Genomic DNA, 19,527 nt, shown 5'->3' with positions numbered 1-19,527 from the left:
CTTCCATATACCGAATAAATGATTGTCTATATTTCGAAAAATGTATATCAATATACCTATTTGTACTTACCAGAACCTTTTCAGCAGGAGAATCATCCCAGCACGAACAATCACCGGAACTGTCACAAGAAACCAAATGGCGTCCCTATACTCTTCAAATGAGAGCGGCCGGATGTAAGTATCGATCAGCTCCAAAAACAACCAACCCAAAATCACAAGAGGAAAAGCGACTGTGTATGCTGTCCCGCTTATCTTTACCCCTCTTTCATCACTTCCTTCTTTTCTGAAATCAAACAGGACTCCATAAAGCACACCCCAAAAGAATACGGCTAAATAGATCAGGATACTGATAAATGAGATGATTTCCCCCACTTATATTCTCCTTTCCCATTACGTCTGTATTTCATTTTATTAGTCACACTTCTGTAGATAGAGACTTAGAAAACATCGTTTCAATCATTTTTAACCACATACTGAAACACATCATTGATGTCTTTTTCAAACAGAAGTGCAATCTCAAAAGCCAACTTTAAGGATGGGTTATAGCGGTTTTTCTCGATGGAAACGATCGTTTGTCGGCTGACACCGAGTCGGTCGGCTACCTCTTTTTGTGACCACCCTTTTTCTGCCCGCAAGACAACCAATCGATTGGTTAAGGTCCCATGCTCCTTCAAAGGCATAGCAGTCTGATCCTCCTTCAGACATATGGTATGGTAACTTATTTTTTACTTTTTGGCAATAATATTTTACATATTGATATATATTCTTTTCTTTTTGTAAAGTATATATTACACAATCAACCGAAGACAACATAAAAACGCCTCCGCCGAATGGCGGAGGCGCGGTTTCCATCAGATGACGTTTTGGACTGGTCGCTTTTCCGGTTGGACTACCTCGATTGGCCCGTCGCCGCGATGCATCACCTTGGGAAAGGCTTGCGTCGGTTTCAGCACGTCCAGCATGTGCTGGATGGCGACCATCGGATCCACTTCGTAGCCACAAGTGTAGCAATCCAGGGCAGCGAATCCTTTTTCCGGGTACGTGTGGATAGAGATGTGACTTTCCGACAAAAGTACCAGTACGGTTGCCCCTTGCGGATCAAAAGCTTGGGCTTGGGACGAAAGGACCGTTGCACCGCTTTTTTCCGCTGCCGCCTTCATGTGTTTCTCCAACCATGAGGCATCGTTGAGCAGATCAAAATCGACACCCCAAGCATCCATGGCTACATGACGTCCGAAAGTAGAGTATTCCATCCCCTTCGGCCCCCTTCCTAGGAAATATGGTGTAAGCCAATATTCCGCTAGGATCTGCTCGTTCACCACGGGGGAAGGTTAGTCCTCAGAGGTCCCAACCCTTTAAGTGAATCTTGGATCCTTCTAGCGCAATTTCACAAATAGTAACGTATCACATTTCGGAACAAGTTTCAACAGGGATTTCCATCCGTCGGTCCTGCCATTTCCATAAATTTGTATCCGATAGCCATATGGATCCCTTTACCGGTAACGAATAGTATACCGGAAACAAAGCCGAATCCTCCAATTTCGCAGAAGCCGTTCCCCGCTTGCAGGAGGGACGCTCTTCCACGATATGGTGTACGGAATTAAAAACTGATGACGGATCCATGCCCCTTCTTTTATGTATGCGCCTCGATTCAAGCCTGGTTCTTATGGGTTCAACAGGATTATCACCAGCTGCTTCGTGTATCAAAAACCTCCCCTACTATCCAATTCATCCCACGGAGACCGGAATGGGCCAGCCATTCGATGCGCCTGTTTTAAAACGATGAATAAATGGGGCAGGAAATCGGTACGCACTTACCGAATCGTACATATGTTCGTTCATTTTCACTCCACAAGGAGGCCAATGCCTATGGAAAAAACCCCTGTTTTTCGGCAAACGCTGTTGGACGAACTGTCTCTCGGCATTCGCACCACCCGTCATCTCCTCAATCAGGTGGAAGCAGACGATTGGGAATACCGCCCCCGGGAAGGAATGCGCACCCTGTTGGAATTGGCACAACATCTATGTCAGATTCCTGCCGTCGATCTGGCTATTATGCAGGAACACAGTCAAACACAAGTGCAGGAGCTGGAGGTGCAACTGGCGGCCGACACTGCTGAAAAGCTGGGATCGATCATGGAACGGGGCTTCCGCGAACTGTCCGATTACATGGAATCGCTGGATCCAGACACATTCCTCCACCATGAGACCAAAGCTTTTTACGCCGATCACGGCACTCCCCAAGTCCGCTGGCTGTTGGAAGTGGTTACCCATGTCTTCCATCATCGCGCCCAATTGTTTCAGTATCTGAAAGAACGGGGACATCCGGTCAACATGTTCGACTTGTACTAAATACCAATTGGATGAATGGAACCCCTTGCCCTTGCCCCAAAATAAGGGGAGAGAGGAAAGGGGTTATGATTGTGGAGTGGTTAAAAGCTGGAGAAGATTATCTCCTGATCATGGGTCGAATCGCCACCATTTTACCGTTGTTGCTGTTCCTGACGCTCTATATGGGGAAGCGGGCCATCGGCGAGATGCCTGTTTTTGATTTTTTGATTGTAGTTGTTTTGGGTGCCATCGTTGGGGCGGACATCGCCGACCCGAAGATCGAACACCTCCCCACTGCGTTCGCTATTGTCATCGTGGCATTGTTGCAGCGGATCGTCGCCTTCTCAAAGATCACTTCCCGTAAGATGGGCAAGTGGTTCACCTTTGAACCCACCGTCGTCGTTCATAAGGGCAAATTGATGAAAGACAATCTGAAGCAAATCCGTTACTCCATCGACAACATTTTAAACATGCTTCGGGAACATGGGGTGTTCGACTTGGCTGAAGTGGAGTTGGCCATTCTGGAGGCAAACGGAAAGATGTCGGTGAAAAAAGATCCCCTTCACGATCCTCCCACCAGAAAAGACTGGCGGCAGACCCCGCCTCCGCCCGGGATCGCATTACCCGTCATCGTAGAAGGGCAAGTTCTGCAATACTCTCTGGATCACTTGGGGTTGGACGACCAATGGATGAAAACAGAACTGGAAAACGCAGACATTCCTTCCATCGATGACGTTTTCTTTGCTTCCGTCGATAAGCACAAAAAACTCACCTATACCTTGTACCAGGAAGTCCTCCCCACACTCCCTCCCCTACGCCATTAATCATGGGGAGGGGTTTTGTCGATGCTTCAGAATATCCCGATGCATGCGATATTCCACCACTCCCAAAGTCATTCCGATCACGACTGCCGCAGGAATGGGTACGAACGATCCGGGAAACAAGAACTGTCCTCCCCATACCGTTCCAGTGATAAAAGACGCACCTGCAACGGAAGACAGCGGATTGCCCAACCGGGGAAGAATCCATTGGTCCGCGAAATGACCCACCGTCGCTAAAAACAAGACGATCAACGTAGGCGCAAGCACATCGGAATAATGAAACCCCTCCACCAACAGATGGGCGCCATGGATCACCGACGCATACATGACCACTTTTAGCAGCCAATTCAACCCAGACACCTCCTCGTTCCAGTATGTCCCATACAAATGGAAAAACGATCTCCAGGATGCAGACAAAAAGGAGGCGAACAGATGAATCTGGACAAACAGGAATGCCGATTGGTGGCGGAAGCGTTGCAACTGGCACTCCAAAACAACTCGGACCCTGACAAGGCCCGTCGATACCGCGAATTACTGGAGCGGGTACAATCCCGGGGACAGGTGCTTTCCCCGGCTTTTGAAGACGGATTTCGTTACGATTACGACGACTCTTCACAAGTTTGAAGGAAACCTGCGCTTTCTTCCCCCTTCACTCATAGCATAAGAGCGAAAGGGGGAATTTTTCTTGCCCAGCATTTTGGTGGACTTGTCCGACCGCCGCCTATACCTGTTGGAAGGAGGACGAGTCGTCCGTTCTTATCCCGTTGCAATCGGACAGATCCTGACACAAACCCCCACCGGTACCTACCATATCATCAACAAGGTTCCCTACCCTTACAGCCGCCCAGGCGGCCGCCTGACTCCTTACGGCACGATGTGGATGGGCTTGTCCCGAAGAGGATACGGCATCCATGGAACAAACAATCCCGCTTCCATCGGGAAACGGGTCTCCAAAGGGTGTATTCGTATGTACAATCGGGATGTAGAAGAGTTGGCCGGTCGGGTTCCCATCGGGACGACTGTCGTCATTCGGGAGTAGGTGGAGGGAAACAACCCTAACGCACCAAATGGATGCTCCATCCGTTTCCGCAGATGAAGCATCCATTCACCATCCCGCTTTTGGATGACGCTTCAGGGTAATCCCCTGTAACAGCAGCATCGGTGTCTCATCCTTCACATCCTCCAAGGGGCGGGCAGTAACCAACAGCGAAAAAGAACCGCGGGCGCGTTCATCCGCGAGAAGCAGGCCTCCGTGGTCCTTGGCAAAAGCCAGGGCCCGTTCTGTTCCGTCTTCCAGGCGAAAACAAAAGATATAGGCATCCGCTTTCCGATCATACATCCATACATACCGATATCCTTCCGCCGACCGATCGACGAGTTCTTCCCATTCCGGGACGGACAGGATTAGCACCTGTTCCCCGGAAAGTTCCGCCCATCCCCCATCTTCCGGAATAGCGGCCTCCCGCACATGTGGCACGTATTTCTCCATTGATCAGGCTCTCCTTTCCAGCGGTCTGTTGCGACTTTTCAACCATCGCATCGTCCAGGGAGTGACATGGGTCAAATCCCACGGCTTTTGTTGCTGCTCCATCTCGTCCAAAAATGCCCGATCCGATGTAACCGCCAAGAGCGGCACTCGGTTTAGCGTGTGGGTTTTCACCCGCAGATCTTCACTGTTCCCATGATCGCTAACCAAGAGCAGCAGATCCTGTTCCTGCAGCTGCTTGACGACGGCACCGAGAAAGGCGTCGTAACGGGCGGTCACCCGGGCCATCCCTTCCCGATCTTGGCGGTGTCCCGCCAAGTCGCTTAAAAAAAACTCATGAACCACCAGATCGTAGTCACGGGTTAGACCGTATAAGTGCTCCGCAGCGGTATCCGGCGCAATTTCACGCACATCGTCCCGTTTATCGGCCAAAAAGCGCCGAGTCACGTCATGGTAAACGGCCCGTCCCTCCAACAGATCTTCCAACATGCGCAACGGTTGTCCGGTGCTGCGAATGGCGCAGGTGGAGACGGAAACCCAACCCCGACGGGTGGTGGGCAATTCAAAATACTCGGGAGTATAACTGTTGGCAAAGGTGGCCCCAAACCCGTGCCGACGGGCTTGAAGGTACAGGTTGTCCTTTTCCACCCATTCACGCAGCCGCGTCAGAGGGAGCCCGCTTTGATGACTTCCCATCGCCTGTGGAGCATTGCGGCCGGTAAAAATCGTAGCCTGACCAGTCGCACTCTGCGGAAGGCCAGGCACTCCTAAGGCAGCATCGGCAGCCAACAGCAAAACCCCGCTCGATACCCGTCCCACTGCCTCTGCAACCAAGTTGCGGCCGGCCAGCAAACGGTTTATATGGGGAGTCGGTTCGATATACCAGGGATTGTCGTCCACTTCTTCCCCCAGGCCCACTCCATCAATAAACAATAGGATCACTGGCATAACGATGGAATCCCTCCTCTGGGCCCATTGTATCACAGCTCTTGCCGAACATCGGAAAAACACCGCGAAAACGGATCCCGTTTGGTATAATATCCAGTAGCGAACGCCAAAGCCCGGGAGGTCGGATGGTTGATACACTACAGCCGCATGAGTGCGGAGGAGCTGAAACGGGAAATGGAGCGGCTGAAACAAGAAGAAACCCGTGCCCGCCGTGCGTCCATGACCGGTGAAATGGCGGTTATCGAGAGGCAGATCCAATTTGTCCGATCGTACCTCCGAAACCCGGCGGAAATCAAGCCTGGACTTCGGTATCGGGTAGAGGGCGAAACAATACCGTTTCATGTAAACGATCTAAACGGAGTGATGGCATGGGGAACGTATGAAGGATCGCCCATCCAGGAAGCGATCCCCATCGGAATCCTTCATCCCATGGAGGAGGACACCGATGACGCCCGATAACCACCCGGCCCACTCGAAAACGGTGATTCGGGAGCGGGTCTGGTCGCTTCTGGAGGAGAAAAAAGCAGGCCGGTTCCCCTTTCCCCTGCGGGGACGCATTCCCAACTTCAAGGGAGCGGAAGCAGCGGCACACCACATCACCCAATTGGCTGTTTATCAACAAGCACAAACGATCAAGGTGAATCCCGACTCCCCCCAGCTTCCGCTGCGTGCACAAGCGCTTCGGGATGGGAAGACGTTGTTGGTGCCCACCCCCCGCCTTAAAGCCGGCTTTATCCGTGTGGATCCCGACCGGGTTCCGGCGGGAGAGGAACGAAAAGCGGCCAGCTTATCCCATATTCACGAATATGGTGTAGAAATTCCTTTGGAACACCTCCCTCCCGTGGACCTGTTCGTCGTTGGAGCGGTCGCTCTCCATCGCGATGGAAGACGGCTGGGGAAGGGAGAGGGTTATGCCGACCGGGAATACGCAGTCTTGCGCGAATCGGGAAACCCGGAAATCCCCGTGGTTTCCTCGGTCCATTCCCTGCAGGTGGTCGATGACGACATTCCCTTGGAACCTCACGATCTAACCGTTGATTGGATCGCTACGGAGCAGGAGTTGATTCAAACGAACCCCTCCTACCCCAAGCCTGCTGGAATCAACTGGGGACGGGTGACCGAAGAAGAGCTGGACGACATGCCGATATTGAAAAAATGGAAGGAACGGCTGGAGAGATCATAGGGCCTGTCTATGGTAATTGAATCGTTTTAATTGCTTAAGTTGGAGGAGAGAATGACCCGATGGCTGACTGGAACTTGTCAGATGCTTATGGGGAACAAAAGGGCGACGTTTTGTCATTGGAACTGGGCCCCGGCTTGTATGAACCGTTGTTGGCCGACCCTGATTTCACGGGACAAATACAAGCGGTGCGAAAAGAGGTTTTCCGTCAACTGGGGGTGTACCTGCCTTCCGTACGCATCCGTTCCCAGTCTGAACTGGAACCAAACCAATACCAGATTCGTATCCGCGGTAACCGCATAGTTGATGGAGTATTGCATCCACCTTTATTATTTTCCCATGTAATCGAGAGTGGAACTATGGGACTCCACCCCATCGACCAAGTGGAAGGACGCTGGAACTCCCGGGAAGGAGAAGAAGCTGCAACCATCCTTCTCAACCATCTGCGCCAAGTGATCAACCGGCGGTTGGATCAGCTGGTTACTTACGATTGGGTGGCCCGTTGGTTGAAGCAAGCCAAATCCCACAGCCCCGATCTGGTAAAAGAGCTGGAGGAGCGGGGGCTTACCTCCGGGATCCTTTGGTCTGTGACCAAGCTATTGCTGAAAGACCGTATCCCTTTGCATCCCTTTGAGGAACTGTTGGAAACCGTTTTGGATTATTTCCTCGTTCATCCGCACGAAGGATATACACCGCCGGAATGGACCCATCCTCATCCCTCTGAAATTGCGAAGTATGTCTCTCAAAAGAAAAAGGACCGACGTCTGCCCCATCCCACACATAAAGGGAAAGTAATCGGATTCAACAAATGAAGCCCAGCCCCTAAGCGGGTTGGGCTTCTCACCATTAAAGAAGGATATATTATAAAGGAAACTACTCTGAAAAACCGCTATCTGGGCTGATCCTCTACACGCTGTGGATCACAGTCGTTACCTCCCAAACCTCTCCCCCATCCGGGTCAGGATGGAGGAGAGGTTTGGCGAAAAAACACCAAATCAATTCATGAAATATAGCCACTTACTTTTAGTTTGGTTATCTTATGGGTGATGATACCTTTTGTCAAGCAAATATGGTAAAATTGGGTCAGGAGTGGTCGCTATGATGAACAACCACAAGCAAAAGCTGTGCCCCATGTTTGAATTCGCGTTTGAACTGTTGGGTAAACGCTGGACCGGCCTGATCATCCGAGTGTTGATGGATGGACCGAAACGATTCAAGGAAATTTCATCCATGATTCCCGGCATGAGCGATAAAATGCTGGCCGAACGCTTCAAGGAACTAGAGGCAGCCGGAATCTTGACACGCAACATCTATCCCGAGACACCTGTAAGAATTGAGTACGAGTTAACCGAAAAAGGGAAAGCGTTAAAACCGGCGATGGACGAATTGCAATCCTGGGCGGAACAATGGGCAAAGCCCCAGGACTAACCCCCGGTGGATAAAAACGTCCCGCTTCTAAAAGAGCGGGTTCTTTTTTCTCTTTAGGAGGTGGAAAATTGGGTAAGCTCTTCACCTTTGGATTGTTATGGTACATCTTGGGCAACCCCTTTCTCGCCCTTCTCCTCCTTTTCTTGATCGCCTATTTCTTGGACCGCCGCTTCATCGGACTTTTTCCAAACGCCATCCGTCCCTTTCAGATCGCTGCCCGTATGCGGAAATTAAAACGTTCCCTCGAGTTGAATCCGCACCACACATCGGATCGTCTGGAAATGGCCCGTCTGTTGATGGAACGAAAAAAATACCGGGAGGCCCTACCCCATCTGGAGCAATGCCTAAAAGCCATTTCCGATTCGGCCCAGATCCGTGTGGACATCGGGCTGTGCCGGTTGAAAATCGGTGATTTGGACGAAGGGGAACGATGGCTACAGGATGCGTTGGAGCGGGAACCTCGAGTGCAGTACGGGGAACCTTATCTTCGCTTGGCGGAGGCATTCGGTCCCCTTGATCCAGACAAAGCCATCGATTATCTGGAACGCTTTCGGTCCATTCACTCCTCTTCCTGCGAGGGATATTACCGGCTGGGACGGCTGTACGGGAAGCTGGACCGGGTCCCGGAAAGCCGAGATGCCTATGAGGAGGCAATCGAGATCTACCGCCATCTTCCCCGATACCAAAAACGTTCCCAGCGGGCCTGGGCTCTCCGGTCCAGCTTTCGACTCGGTCTCGCCCCGTCCCGCCCCCGGAACTGATATTCCATACAGATACTCCCCCAATTGGGGGGTTTTTCATTTTTTATTGATAAAGAAGCAAAAAATGGTTTACTTAAAAGTATTTAGACAATACTACTGACAAGGAGGTGTCGTTTATGTATTATGTGATTTTGGATTCGGAGAAATTTCCCCCCTCCATCCTCCATGAAGATCAATATTTTCAATGGTACAATCCAATGAAAAACGACCATCGCGTGGAATTCAGGGGAACGATGAACCAGTGCTATTCATACATCGCCAGGAGGGATCGCCGTCGATCGCCACTAAAACCTCATTGATGACAGAATATTTACGCCGACAGGCACGAACAACAAGAATTGTACCGGTGAAAAATCGGTGCAATTTTTTATGAATCCCGCTGCAAACCATTCCATCCCGATTTCCTTTCTTCTCACTCCTTGACATACTTCTATAACGACACAAATACCATATGGAAAAGCTGCATGGGGGTGAGCCCGTTGGAAGTAACACTGCCGGATGTCACTTTCCGCTGTGTCAATCCAAGCATGGAACGGACGGCACGATATATACACGATCATTGGAAGGAATTGATTAAAACAAGTCCACCTCATACCTTGGATCAACTGTTGTACCTCCCCTATCCCTATGTCGTTCCCGGTGGTGTGTTTCAGCAATTGTTTTACTGGGACAGCTACTTTATTCTCCTGGGCCTGAAAATATCCCGTCTAACTGCATTGGCTCGACAAATCGTGGATAATTTCTTATATGAAATCAAAACATTCGGCTTGGTTCCAAACAGTTCTGAAATTGCCCACCTCAGCCGATCGCAGCCGCCTTTTCTAACCTCCATGATCAAGGAAGTGTACGATGGAGACAAAACGTGGCTGCAACACGCTTATAAGATGGCAAAAGTGGAATATCACCAGGTCTGGATGGATCCAAACACACACTTCATCCCCCAGGTGGGACTGAACCGCTACTTTGACGACATCGAAAAAATGCTGCGCATCCGCGGGGAAGCCTATCTCCATTTTGACGAGATCTATTTACCGCCGGCATTCCTACAGGAGAGGGCCGAAGCCGAATCCGGCTGGGATTACACCGCCCGTTTCAACAGGCAATGTGCCTCATTTATTCCTGTGGATCTCAACGCTCTCTTATATCGATATGAAACCGATTTTGCCCATATCGCAAAGATATTGGACCGTGATAAAGAAGCAGCGGACTGGAAAAAACGGGCCTTTTCCCGAAAACAGACCATGGATCACTACCTGTGGAACGAGCAACACGGAGTCTATTTTGATTATGATTTTGTACGCGGCCACCAATATCCGTACTTTTCACTGGCTACTTTTTACCCTCTCTGGGCTGAAGCTGCCTCCCCCCGCCAAGCCGAAAAAGTACGCCAAAACCTTTCCCGCTTTTTACACCGGGGAGGAGCGGTCACATCAACCACCTATTCGGGATTTCAATGGGACTATCCCAATGGTTGGGCTCCATTGCAGTGGATCGTGACCAAGGGACTGCTCCATTACGGTTACCGAAAAGAAGCCGAACAGATAGCGAATCACTGGTTGTCCTTGTGCACACACATATTTGAGAGATATGGAAAATTGTTTGAAAAATACAATGTCGTTGACTTTAACATCCGCACTCCCGGACGGTATCCACTCCAGGAAGGGTTTGGGTGGACCAACGGCATTTATTTAAAACTGGCCACCGAATTCGGATACTGTCAAGTGGAGTCTGAGTAAACACGAAAAACCCCCTTGTGCCTTTTTGGCTCCAAGGGGGGTTTGTTTCGATGGAAATCAGCGTTAGGCGTTTTTCTTTTTGCGAACGGGAGGAAGCAGCTTGTCTTTCTTCAGGGTGCGAACCGGTGTCCACGTGCTGGGGTCGTTCTCATCAAACTGCTCCAGAAATTTAATGACTTCGCGTGTGATGGGAGTGGGAGTGGAAGCACCAGCCGTAACCCCAACATAGCTTTTTCCTTTTAACCATTCCACATCGATTTCCGTCACGTCGGCAACACGGTGGGCCTCCACACCGGCGATATCCTGGGATACCTGAGCCAAACGTTCGGAGTTGTTGCTGCGGGGATCCCCCACGACTATCACCAGCTCCGTTTTGCGGGCCTGTTCAGCCACGGCTTCTTGCCGTTCTTGGGTCGCCAAGCAAATTTCATTGACGATCTCTGCGTGGGGGTACTTTTCTTTCACCTTTTTCATCAGATGGCGGGTATCCCATTGGCTCATGGTGGTTTGGTTGGTAACCACCAATTTATCCGACTGGATATGAAGCGCTTCCACATCTTCCTCATGTTGCACCAGGTGGACGTGATCCGGCGCCACCCCGATCGCACCTTCCGGCTCCGGGTGGCCCCGTTTACCGATATAGGCGATCTCATACCCTTCCGCCACTTTCTCCCGGATTACGTCATGCGTCCGAGTGACATCGGGACAGGTGGCATCCACCACTGTCAATCCCTTTTCCCTGGCACGCTTCCGCACTTCAGGGGAGACTCCGTGCGCGGTAAAGATTATAGTTCCTTTTTCCACCTGCTCCAACAGATTGAGGCGGTCGTCTCCATCCAGAGTGATAATCCCCTCTTCTTCAAACGCATCCACTACATGGGCGTTGTGAACGATCATGCCAAGAATATAAATGGGCCGAGGCAGATCCAGATTCTTGGCCGCTTGGCGCGCCAGAACCATGGCATCCACCACTCCATAACAATAACCCCGCGGGGTAATTCGCAATACGTCCATTCTATTCCCTCCCGGGTCCGTATCGGATCCAATCCAGAGCAATCCCCTCTATTATAACGCACTTGCTCTTCTTACCCAAGGACAGAGCGAAAACCGCGCTTGTGCCACTTGGAAGATGGGCGCTTCCATCAGGTACGGATGCCGAAGGGCGTACATAAGATACAGTGTCAATGTGGACATTTGAACCAAAGGAGTGATCCATTCGTGGAAAAAAAACCTCCGAAGAAACCGATCCCTTACCCTGAATGGCCAAAAAAACCGAAGGTCCCTTTTATGCCTAAGAAACCCAAATTAAAGAAACCCCACATGATGCCGATGCCCATGCCAATGCCTGTACCGATGCCCATGCCGGTACCAGTGCCGCATGATCCCTGCGGTCCCGATCTCTGTCCTCCCGCCCCCTACCACTACCCCATGCTTCCTCATCCGATGCATAATCCCTACCATGACGGATACGGTATGATGCCATTCGATCCGTCGTCGATGCACGAGATGTACCGCTACATGCCAATGGCCCCTCACATGGATCGCAGAATGATGAAGCTTTATATGCAAGATCCTTACTATCCCAAATATGAAAGCTCCAGTCGCCGTTGGGATAGTTCCCAGTATTAACCCCACGCCTCCCCAGATGGGAGGTTTTTTCTTGTTATACCCACCAATGGAATCCACAAACTCAGTTGTCTTTGTTTTTGCCCCGTTCCCGAATGTACAAGGCCATCAAAATCAAGGAGCTTAACAAGAGAATGTACACGAGAAAATCCGGCGTCAACCAATCGTAAATGGACATTATCATCGCCTCCCGTCTGAAAGTATCCATCTCCGGGTAACGTCCATCCCGTTCCTCATTGTACAAGAAAAAGCCCGCTTTGCGGGCACAGGTGTGATAAAACCGGTCGGCGGTCCAGGGCTTTAATCTTCCCTGAGCAAAGGGAGGGTCGGTATGGCTTTTGTTTCGCCTTTGTACTCACGGAGCACAAGTCTCGCTTAGGTCGCTTTGCTCCCGGTCTCGCTATGCGCTTTTTGCAACGAAATTTAGACAGCCATACCGACCCGGGATCTCGCACTACAGATTGTTCAGACACGCCCTAATCGCATACCGGTTATATCCTAACAGGGGATATAACCGGTATGCCGATCAAAAAAACGCTCGCGTACCAGCAACAGATAATCATATAGGTGACGCGTTGACTCATCCGACAAACAAAATGTGCGGCTGTCTCCATTCAACAAAGAAACCACTTCCAGGTTCACCCGCTTCTCTCCCCAGTACCGCTTGGCAAACAGGGCCGTCAAATAACGGCAGGAATCAATCACTCCGGGATGGTCGTCCACCAGAAAACGGCGGATCCAGACCCCCTCCTCGCTCCACTGCGCCAGCTGCACATGAATCGAACACGTAATCCCAAGCTCCTCCACCCGCATCGATAAGGGTTCCATCAAAAGAATGGGGGGATCTTCCTCCCGATTGGACACCACATATCGCATCAGGTGATCGGTCACCTTTACCCAAACGGTATAATAAGTATTTCGATCTGGAAACAGGGATGGATTGGCGGGCCAATGCCGCTGCAGCGATTGCAACACCCGCCATGGGGTTCGCGGAACCCCCGTTGTTCTAAACAAATCCCGCAGGGTACGGTTCACCGCCTCCAACACTTGCCGCCTCCAGTTCCATACCGGCGGCTCTCCTTCCCGGGCACGCCGCCTGCATCCGGCACAATCACACCGGATCAGTTGTTCCACTTGCTCTTCATCCAAACACGCCATCCCTCTCATCTTCACACCTCCCTCACGCCTGTTCCGCCAGCTGATCAGCCGCCTTTTCCACCGCCGATCTCCCCCAAGATTGACAGTGTTTTCCCTCCTCTTCATCCGGTGCAAATTCCACTTTTAAACCGGGAAGGACCAGGCGTGCCCCGCGCTCTTCCAGCTTTTTTTCCAAGATGTCCACCGCCGCCCCCACCATCGGGTAGGATGAATCACAAGAACCGAACACGGCAGCCGCCTTTCCACTCAAATCCAACCCGTCCATCTCCTCGTACAAATCAAGAAATTCATCGGGAAGCTCTCCATCTCCCCAGGTGTATGCTCCCAGGAGGATCAGGCCGTATTGTTCCAAGTCCGCCGGGTCGGTGTCCATCACCTCTTTCACCTCGATGGACACACCCGCATCCCGCACGCCTTTCGCCACCCACTCCGCTATTTCTTCCGTGTTGCCCGTCATACTGGCATAGACCAAGAGAACCGGTGTCATGAGACGATGTTCCTCCTCCGATACATTGATAACGATTATCATTTTCGTCTATATCGATCATACATCGAGTGAGAATAGTTATCAATAGAAAAATCAAAAAGACCGCCTTTCATAGGCGGTCTAAAAGAAATGCGATGATGGTGTCACGATCCGGCAGCGATCCCGGTTTGCGTACGCTGTCGGATATATCGTGTCAACTCGGCGGTCATCTCCCAGTAATGAAACGGAGTGATCAGATAAATCCCCTTGAACAGCTCTACCGCTTCATCCAAAAGCTCCCTGGCAATCGCCACTCCTTCGTGCCGTCCCTCTTCCCCTTTTTTCCCTTCCATCCGCTGCATGACGGAATCGGGTATTTTGACACCTGGAAGTTCATGATGGAGAAACAGAGCGTTGCGATGGCCGGTGAGCGGCATGATGCCGATAAAGATGGGAATCGGGATATGGCGGGTTGCTTCAGCCACCCGCTGCAAGGATTCCGTATCGTAAACGGGCTGGGTCATGATGAAATCGGCGCCTGCTTCCACTTTCTTCTCCAGGCGGCGCACCGCCGCCTCAATCTTGGCGACATTGGGATTAAAAGCGGCCCCCACGACAAAGCGGGCCTTCTGTTTCAGCGGTTTTCCGGAAAAAGAGATCCCCTCGTTCAGTTGCTTCACCATCCGGATTAAATCAAAGGAGGTAACGTCATAGATCGAGCTGGACCCCGGTAGATCTCCGATCCGGGTGGGGTCCCCCGTAATCACCAATATTTGATCGATCCCCAGGGCGTGCAGGCCCATGAGATGGGACTGCTGACCGATCAGATTACGGTCGCGGCAGGTAATGTGAACCAACGGTTCCGCCCCGGTCCGTTCTTTCATGATGGCTCCCAAGGCCATGTTGCTCATACGGGTGGTGGCCATGGAATTGTCTGCCAGCGTCACCGCATCAGCGCCAGCCCGATTCAGCTCCTCCGCTCCGCGCAGGTATTCGCTGATATCCAAATCTTTGGGAGAATCAAACTCAATAATAACCGTCGTTTCCCGTTTCACCTGATCCACTACACTGGGCCGAGTTCGGGGCTGGATACGAATGTCCTCCTGCGGTTCTCCCCCTTCCGGTCGATCCGGATTGATCCGGGGAAGCGGATCCAATCCTTCCACAGCGGTTGCAATCGCCCCGATGTGCTCCGGTGTGGTGCCGCAGCAGCCGCCGATAACCGTCACACCCTGCTCCCGTAAAGAGAGGGCCCGTTCGGCGAAATACTCCGGCGTCGATTTATACCGGTACTCTCCATTGAATAAGCCCAGACGCCCGGCATTGGGGTATGCCGCCAACGCCACCCCTTCCGGAACACGGGTTTGTTTTAGCGCCCGTTCAATCTCCAGCGGACCGAGGCGACAATTGAGACCCACCCCGTCGGCCCCTTTTTCTTTCAACACCTGGAAGGCTTCGGACAACAGATGCCCGTCCCGGGTACGTCCCACCTCCACCAGGGCGAGATTGCACAGCAGAGGCACCTTGGTTAACGGACGGATCGTTTCCAGCGCCAATACCAGCTCTTTTAGGTCGATGAAGGTTTCCAGGATGATTCCGTCCACTCCTGCGTACAGGAGGGCGGTCGCCTGCTCCTCATACATATCGCGGTAATCCGTTTCGGAATAGTGGAGTACCCGTCCCGCCAGAATTGATCCGATGGTACCCAACACATACGCTCCGTCCCCTGCTCCTTCCCGTGCCAACGCGGCGGCTTCCCGATTGATACGGGTGGTCTTGCTCTCGATTCCGTAGCGGGAAAGCCGCTCCCGGTTCGCTCCATACGTGTTGGTTTGGATTAAAGACGCACCCGCTTCCCGGTAGCGGCGATGGACATCCGTCACCCAGTCCGGATGGGTCAGCGTCAGTTCCTCCGGGCATACCCCTACTGGAATGCCGTGTTGATACAAGTAAGTGGACATGGCTCCATCCCCTATCAACAGCCGTCGGGACAAAGCCTCTTTTAAATCCGGTCGATTGGTCACGCCTCTCCCCTCCTTTCTCTTAATCCGCATTGAAGTATCGGCCTTCGGGATGAGAGAAAACCATGGCCGACACCGAAGCTTCCGGTTCCATCATAAATCCCTCGGTAAGCCGCACCCCGATCGTCTCTTGCGGCTGCAACAGACGGAACAGCTTCGCCTGGTCTTCTAAATCAGGGCAGGCGGGATAACCAAAGGAGACCCGCACCCCTTGATAACGGGCGGAGAAACGTTCCCGCATCGTCATTTCCGCCGGATCGGGAAAGCCCCATACGTCGCGCATGACATGGTGGATCCGCTCGGCGAAGGCTTCCGCCAGCTCCAGCGCAAACGCTTGGACCATATGGGATCGCAGGTAGTCCCCACTCTCTTTCCAGGCTTCCGACAGTTCCCGCACGCCTGCTCCCGCCGTCACCGTAAGAAAGCCGACGGTATCCATTACACCGGATTCCACCGGGCGCAGGAAATCGGCCAGACAGAGATGAGGCGGTTTGCTCTGACGGGGAAAGGTAAAGCTCTCCAACACCTTTTCACCGGGATGGTCGGGATCATAAACATGGATGGTGTTCCCCTCGGATTGGGCGGGGAAAAACCGATAGAGGCCATCAGCGCGGATGCGCTCCTCCCGGACCAGTTCTTCCACCATCCGATCCATTTCCCCCTTTAGCTCTACCGTTTTCTCATCCCCTTGTTCCAGCAGGGATACGACGTTCCCTTTTACACCCAGGTGTTTGCCCAACAACATCTGCTGGTTGACGTAAGGGAGCAGATGGCTGACCGGATACTGCTTCAATACGTGCGGTCGGTAATCCGGAGGCTGATACACTGGTGCATCCCGGCTCACCGAGGAACGGGGCACCACTTGCGGTGCCGGGGCGGCCTCTTTGGCAGCCGCCGCCTCCGCCTTCCGCAGAGCCGCCTCCCGGTTTTTCCTCAGTTCTTCTACTAGCAGGGCGCGCTTCTCTTCATTCCGCAGCCGGTTGGTTAGATCCAGTCCGTTCATGGCGTCTTTGGCGTATAAAACCGGGCCGTCGTATTGGGGAGCGATCCGGTTGTCCGTAAATTTGCGTGTCAGGGCCGCCCCGCCAACCAGAATCGGTGTATCGATGTCGGCTTCCTTCATATCTTGGGCGGTTAAGACCATCTGCTGGGCCGATTTCACCAACAGACCGGACAAGCCCACCACATCGGGTCTCTCCCGGCGACAAGCATCAATCAACTGCTCCGGCGGCACCTTAATGCCCAAGTTGATCACTTCGTACCCGTTATTGGACAGAATAATTTCCACCAGATTTTTTCCGATATCGTGAACATCCCCTTTTACCGTTGCCAGGAGCACTTTTCCTTTGGTCTCCGATTGCGCTTTCTCCATATAAGGCTCCAGATGGGCGACCGATGCCTTCATCACTTCCGCGCTTTGCAACACTTCCGCCACAATCAGCTGGTTGTCATTAAACAGTCGGCCCACTTCGTCCATCCCCGTCATCAGGGGGCCATTGATGATATCCAGGGGATCGTCATATTTCTGCAATGCTTCATCCAGATCAGGAAGCAAACCATCCTTGCTTCCTTCCACCACATATCGAGTCAGCCGCTCCTCCAGCGGAAGATTGGAGACCGGTTCGGCGACCGCGCTCTTTTTCCCGCGGTAAAAACGGGTAAACTCCTGCAAAACCTCATCATAGTTGTCCGTATCGGTTTCAAACAGAAAAGTCTCGGCCAAGCGCCGCTCTTCCTCCGGGATGGACGCATACCGTTCCAACTTTTCCGTATTGACGATGGCGTAATCCAGTCCAGCCCGGGTACAGTGATACAGATAAACGGCATTCAGCACTTCCCGTCCCGCCAGCGGAAGGCCGAATGAAACATTGGAGACGCCCAAAACGATCTGGCAAGCGGGCAGCGCCTCCTTGATACGCCGGATCCCTTCGACCGTCTCCTTTGCGGATCCGATGTAAGCCTGATCCCCGGTGCCCACCGGGAAGACCAGCGGATCAAAGATAATATCCTCCGCCGGAATGCCGTAACGGTTGACCAGCAGATCAAAGGACCGGCGGGCCACGGCCAGTTTTTTATCGGCTGTGACGGCCATCCCCTCTTCATCGATGGTGCCAACCACCACCGCCGCACCATAGCGGTGAACCAGGGGAATCACTTCGGCAAAGCGCTCTTCTCCGTCTTCCAAGTTGATGGAGTTGATCACTGCTTTTCCCTGGGAATATTTCAAGGCCGTCTCGATCACATGCGGATCGGTAGAATCGATCATCAACGGAATTTTCACCTTATTGACGACGAAGGAGAGGAACCGCTCCATATCCACCTCTTCGTCCCGGTCGGGATCGGCCAGGCAGACATCGATAATCTGGGCCCCCCGCTTCACCTGTCTCCGGGCGATTTCCGACGCTTCCTCATATTGACCGTCCTGGATCAAGTCGCGGAATTTGCGGGAGCCAATGACATTGGTGCGTTCCCCCACCAGGACGGGACGGTTGTCTGCTTCCAGAAACAAGGGTTCAATTCCTGAAACGGCCGTCAACGGTTCCCGCCGCGGCATCCGAGGCTTCTTACCCTTTAACGCTTCGGCCAGGGACCGGATATGCTCCGGAGTTGTGCCGCAGCACCCCCCCGCCATATTGAGCCAGCCCTGATCGGCGAAGTCGGCCAGTTTCCGAGCCAACCCCTGCGGAGTTTCGTGATAGTGGCCGTCTTCATCGGGGAGGCCGGCGTTGGGGTAACAGCTGACACCGCAGTGAGCCATTCCGGACAAGGTACGCAGGTGATCCCGCATGAACTCCGGTCCAGTAGCGCAGTTGAGTCCCACTGAGATCGGCTTCAAATGTTGGATCGACAGATAAAAAGCTTCTACATTTTGGCCTGCCAACATCGTCCCCATCGGTTCAATCGTGCCGGAAATCAACAGGGGAAGCCGTCGGCCCGTTTTTTCAAACGCCTTCTCGATCCCGATCCCCGCCGCTTTCACATTCAGGGTATCCTGAGAGGTTTCCAGGAGCAGGGAATCCACTCCGCCGTCGATCAGACCCCGTGCTTGCTCCTCATAGGAGTCGATCAACTCCTCAAACGTAGTACCCCCGGTGACGGAGAGTGTTTTGGTGGTCGGACCCAAGGCTCCTGCCACATAGCGGGGGCCTCCTTCCTCTCCGAATCGCTGCACCGCTTCGATCGCGCAACGGGCGGCAGCCACATTGATTTCGTAAGCCTGCTCCTCTAATCCGTATTCAGCCAACACGATTCGGGTCGCGCCAAAGGTATTGGTTTCAACCATGTCGGCACCGGCTTCCAGGTATTCTTCATGAATGCGGCGAATCAGGTCCGGTCGGGTCAGATTGAGGATCTCGTTGCATCCTTCATAAGCCTCTCCGCCGAAATCCTCCGGCCCGAGATTGGCATCTTGTAAGCGAGTACCCATCGCCCCGTCCAGGATCAGGATTTTTTCTTCAAGCCGCTGCTGAATCGACGGGCGTTCTTTCGTGGTGTGCATAACATCATCCCCTTGGCAAAATAAAAAACCTTTCATCTTCTCCAAGATGAAAGGTTGGGCGAGTGC

Annotated in this window: 22 protein-coding genes; 11 read left to right on the top strand and 11 right to left on the bottom strand. The window is 52.5% G+C overall.

Annotation, left to right across the window (positions count from 1 at the left end; all coding sequences use genetic code 11):
• Nucleotides 1-66: 66 nt before the first annotated feature.
• The 3 genes from JOE21_RS08480 to speD all read right to left on the bottom strand — a co-directional run bounded on the left by JOE21_RS08480 (nucleotide 67) and on the right by speD (nucleotide 1,253).
• A complete protein-coding gene (locus JOE21_RS08480) occupies nucleotides 67-372 on the bottom strand; it encodes a hypothetical protein (RefSeq protein ID WP_309864785.1) in 306 nt (101 codons plus the stop codon).
• 80 nt (nucleotides 373-452) lie between these two features.
• Entirely contained in the window at nucleotides 453-680 is a 228-nt protein-coding gene (locus tag JOE21_RS08475; protein ID WP_309864783.1) for a helix-turn-helix transcriptional regulator, read from the bottom strand.
• A gap of 171 nt (nucleotides 681-851) precedes the next feature.
• Nucleotides 852-1,253, bottom strand: a complete 402-nt coding sequence (gene speD, locus JOE21_RS08470) for an adenosylmethionine decarboxylase (protein WP_309864782.1) — start codon at nucleotides 1,251-1,253, stop codon at nucleotides 852-854.
• A gap of 616 nt (nucleotides 1,254-1,869) precedes the next feature.
• On the opposite strand from speD, the gene JOE21_RS08465 reads away from it, so the two are divergent.
• A complete protein-coding gene (locus tag JOE21_RS08465; protein WP_309864781.1) occupies nucleotides 1,870-2,352 on the top strand; it encodes a DinB family protein in 483 nt (160 codons plus the stop codon).
• Nucleotides 2,353-2,417: 65 nt separating this feature from the next.
• The gene (locus JOE21_RS08460; protein WP_309864780.1) at nucleotides 2,418-3,155 is read left to right on the top strand and encodes a DUF421 domain-containing protein; all 738 of its coding nucleotides are present in this window, start codon (nucleotides 2,418-2,420) and stop codon (nucleotides 3,153-3,155) included.
• Here JOE21_RS08460 and JOE21_RS08455 read toward each other — a convergent pair whose 3' ends face one another.
• On the bottom strand, nucleotides 3,156-3,503 hold the full coding sequence (locus JOE21_RS08455) for a DUF2512 family protein (RefSeq protein ID WP_309864779.1): 348 nt from the start codon (nucleotides 3,501-3,503) through the stop codon (nucleotides 3,156-3,158). It abuts the gene before it with no gap.
• A gap of 81 nt (nucleotides 3,504-3,584) precedes the next feature.
• On the opposite strand from JOE21_RS08455, the gene JOE21_RS08450 reads away from it, so the two are divergent.
• Together JOE21_RS08450 and JOE21_RS08445 are read left to right on the top strand one after the other, a co-directional pair.
• Nucleotides 3,585-3,776, top strand: a complete 192-nt coding sequence (locus JOE21_RS08450) for a hypothetical protein (protein ID WP_309864778.1) — start codon at nucleotides 3,585-3,587, stop codon at nucleotides 3,774-3,776.
• Between the two features lie 61 nt (nucleotides 3,777-3,837).
• Complete coding sequence (locus tag JOE21_RS08445) at nucleotides 3,838-4,191, top strand: L,D-transpeptidase (protein ID WP_309864775.1); 354 nt, start codon at nucleotides 3,838-3,840, stop codon at nucleotides 4,189-4,191.
• Between the two features lie 66 nt (nucleotides 4,192-4,257).
• Here the strand turns inward: JOE21_RS08445 and JOE21_RS08440 are convergent, their stop codons facing one another.
• Together JOE21_RS08440 and JOE21_RS08435 are read right to left on the bottom strand one after the other, a co-directional pair.
• Nucleotides 4,258-4,641 (bottom strand): hypothetical protein, encoded by a 384-nt coding sequence (locus JOE21_RS08440; protein WP_309864774.1) that lies wholly within the window; start codon nucleotides 4,639-4,641, stop codon nucleotides 4,258-4,260.
• A gap of 3 nt (nucleotides 4,642-4,644) precedes the next feature.
• Nucleotides 4,645-5,586: an alkaline phosphatase family protein gene (locus tag JOE21_RS08435; protein WP_309864773.1), complete on the bottom strand. Its 942-nt coding sequence runs from the start codon at nucleotides 5,584-5,586 to the stop codon at nucleotides 4,645-4,647.
• A 129-nt stretch (nucleotides 5,587-5,715) separates the two neighbouring features.
• Here JOE21_RS08435 and JOE21_RS08430 point away from each other — a divergent pair, with 129 nt between their 5' ends.
• The 6 genes from JOE21_RS08430 to JOE21_RS08405 all read left to right on the top strand — a co-directional run bounded on the left by JOE21_RS08430 (nucleotide 5,716) and on the right by JOE21_RS08405 (nucleotide 10,691).
• Nucleotides 5,716-6,045, top strand: coding sequence for a DUF1811 family protein (locus tag JOE21_RS08430; protein ID WP_309864771.1), 330 nt, complete (start codon nucleotides 5,716-5,718; stop codon nucleotides 6,043-6,045).
• Entirely contained in the window at nucleotides 6,032-6,769 is a 738-nt protein-coding gene (locus JOE21_RS08425) for a 5-formyltetrahydrofolate cyclo-ligase (protein WP_309864769.1), read from the top strand. The genes JOE21_RS08430 and JOE21_RS08425 overlap by 14 nt, the downstream gene beginning before the upstream one ends.
• Nucleotides 6,770-6,828: 59 nt before the next feature.
• Nucleotides 6,829-7,578, top strand: coding sequence for an FHIPEP family type III secretion protein (locus JOE21_RS08420; protein ID WP_309864768.1), 750 nt, complete (start codon nucleotides 6,829-6,831; stop codon nucleotides 7,576-7,578).
• A gap of 289 nt (nucleotides 7,579-7,867) precedes the next feature.
• On the top strand, nucleotides 7,868-8,194 hold the full coding sequence (locus JOE21_RS08415) for a winged helix-turn-helix transcriptional regulator (RefSeq protein WP_309864766.1): 327 nt from the start codon (nucleotides 7,868-7,870) through the stop codon (nucleotides 8,192-8,194).
• A 68-nt stretch (nucleotides 8,195-8,262) separates the two neighbouring features.
• Nucleotides 8,263-8,955 (top strand): tetratricopeptide repeat protein, encoded by a 693-nt coding sequence (locus JOE21_RS08410; protein ID WP_309864764.1) that lies wholly within the window; start codon nucleotides 8,263-8,265, stop codon nucleotides 8,953-8,955.
• A 470-nt stretch (nucleotides 8,956-9,425) separates the two neighbouring features.
• Nucleotides 9,426-10,691, top strand: coding sequence for a trehalase family glycosidase (locus JOE21_RS08405; protein ID WP_309864997.1), 1,266 nt, complete (start codon nucleotides 9,426-9,428; stop codon nucleotides 10,689-10,691).
• A 63-nt stretch (nucleotides 10,692-10,754) separates the two neighbouring features.
• Here JOE21_RS08405 and JOE21_RS08400 read toward each other — a convergent pair whose 3' ends face one another.
• Nucleotides 10,755-11,705: a 4-hydroxy-3-methylbut-2-enyl diphosphate reductase gene (locus JOE21_RS08400; protein ID WP_309864762.1), complete on the bottom strand. Its 951-nt coding sequence runs from the start codon at nucleotides 11,703-11,705 to the stop codon at nucleotides 10,755-10,757.
• 204 nt (nucleotides 11,706-11,909) lie between these two features.
• Here JOE21_RS08400 and JOE21_RS08395 point away from each other — a divergent pair, with 204 nt between their 5' ends.
• Complete coding sequence (locus JOE21_RS08395) at nucleotides 11,910-12,320, top strand: hypothetical protein (RefSeq protein WP_309864760.1); 411 nt, start codon at nucleotides 11,910-11,912, stop codon at nucleotides 12,318-12,320.
• A gap of 495 nt (nucleotides 12,321-12,815) precedes the next feature.
• Here JOE21_RS08395 and JOE21_RS08390 read toward each other — a convergent pair whose 3' ends face one another.
• The 4 genes from JOE21_RS08390 to metH all read right to left on the bottom strand — a co-directional run bounded on the left by JOE21_RS08390 (nucleotide 12,816) and on the right by metH (nucleotide 19,461).
• Nucleotides 12,816-13,484 (bottom strand): hypothetical protein, encoded by a 669-nt coding sequence (locus JOE21_RS08390; protein ID WP_309864758.1) that lies wholly within the window; start codon nucleotides 13,482-13,484, stop codon nucleotides 12,816-12,818.
• 13 nt (nucleotides 13,485-13,497) lie between these two features.
• The gene (locus JOE21_RS08385; protein ID WP_309864756.1) at nucleotides 13,498-13,962 is read right to left on the bottom strand and encodes a flavodoxin; all 465 of its coding nucleotides are present in this window, start codon (nucleotides 13,960-13,962) and stop codon (nucleotides 13,498-13,500) included.
• A 143-nt stretch (nucleotides 13,963-14,105) separates the two neighbouring features.
• Nucleotides 14,106-15,965, bottom strand: coding sequence for a bifunctional homocysteine S-methyltransferase/methylenetetrahydrofolate reductase (locus JOE21_RS08380; protein ID WP_309864754.1), 1,860 nt, complete (start codon nucleotides 15,963-15,965; stop codon nucleotides 14,106-14,108).
• A 19-nt stretch (nucleotides 15,966-15,984) separates the two neighbouring features.
• Nucleotides 15,985-19,461 (bottom strand): methionine synthase, encoded by a 3,477-nt coding sequence (gene metH / locus JOE21_RS08375; RefSeq protein WP_309864752.1) that lies wholly within the window; start codon nucleotides 19,459-19,461, stop codon nucleotides 15,985-15,987.
• Nucleotides 19,462-19,527 lie beyond the last annotated feature (66 nt).

The sequence above is a fragment of the Desmospora profundinema genome (assembly GCF_031454155.1).
GTDB classification, from domain to species: domain Bacteria; phylum Bacillota; class Bacilli; order Thermoactinomycetales; family DSM-45169; genus Desmospora; species Desmospora profundinema.
Note: the sequence above shows the minus strand (reverse complement) of the source record. Positions and strands in the feature narration are given on the sequence as shown.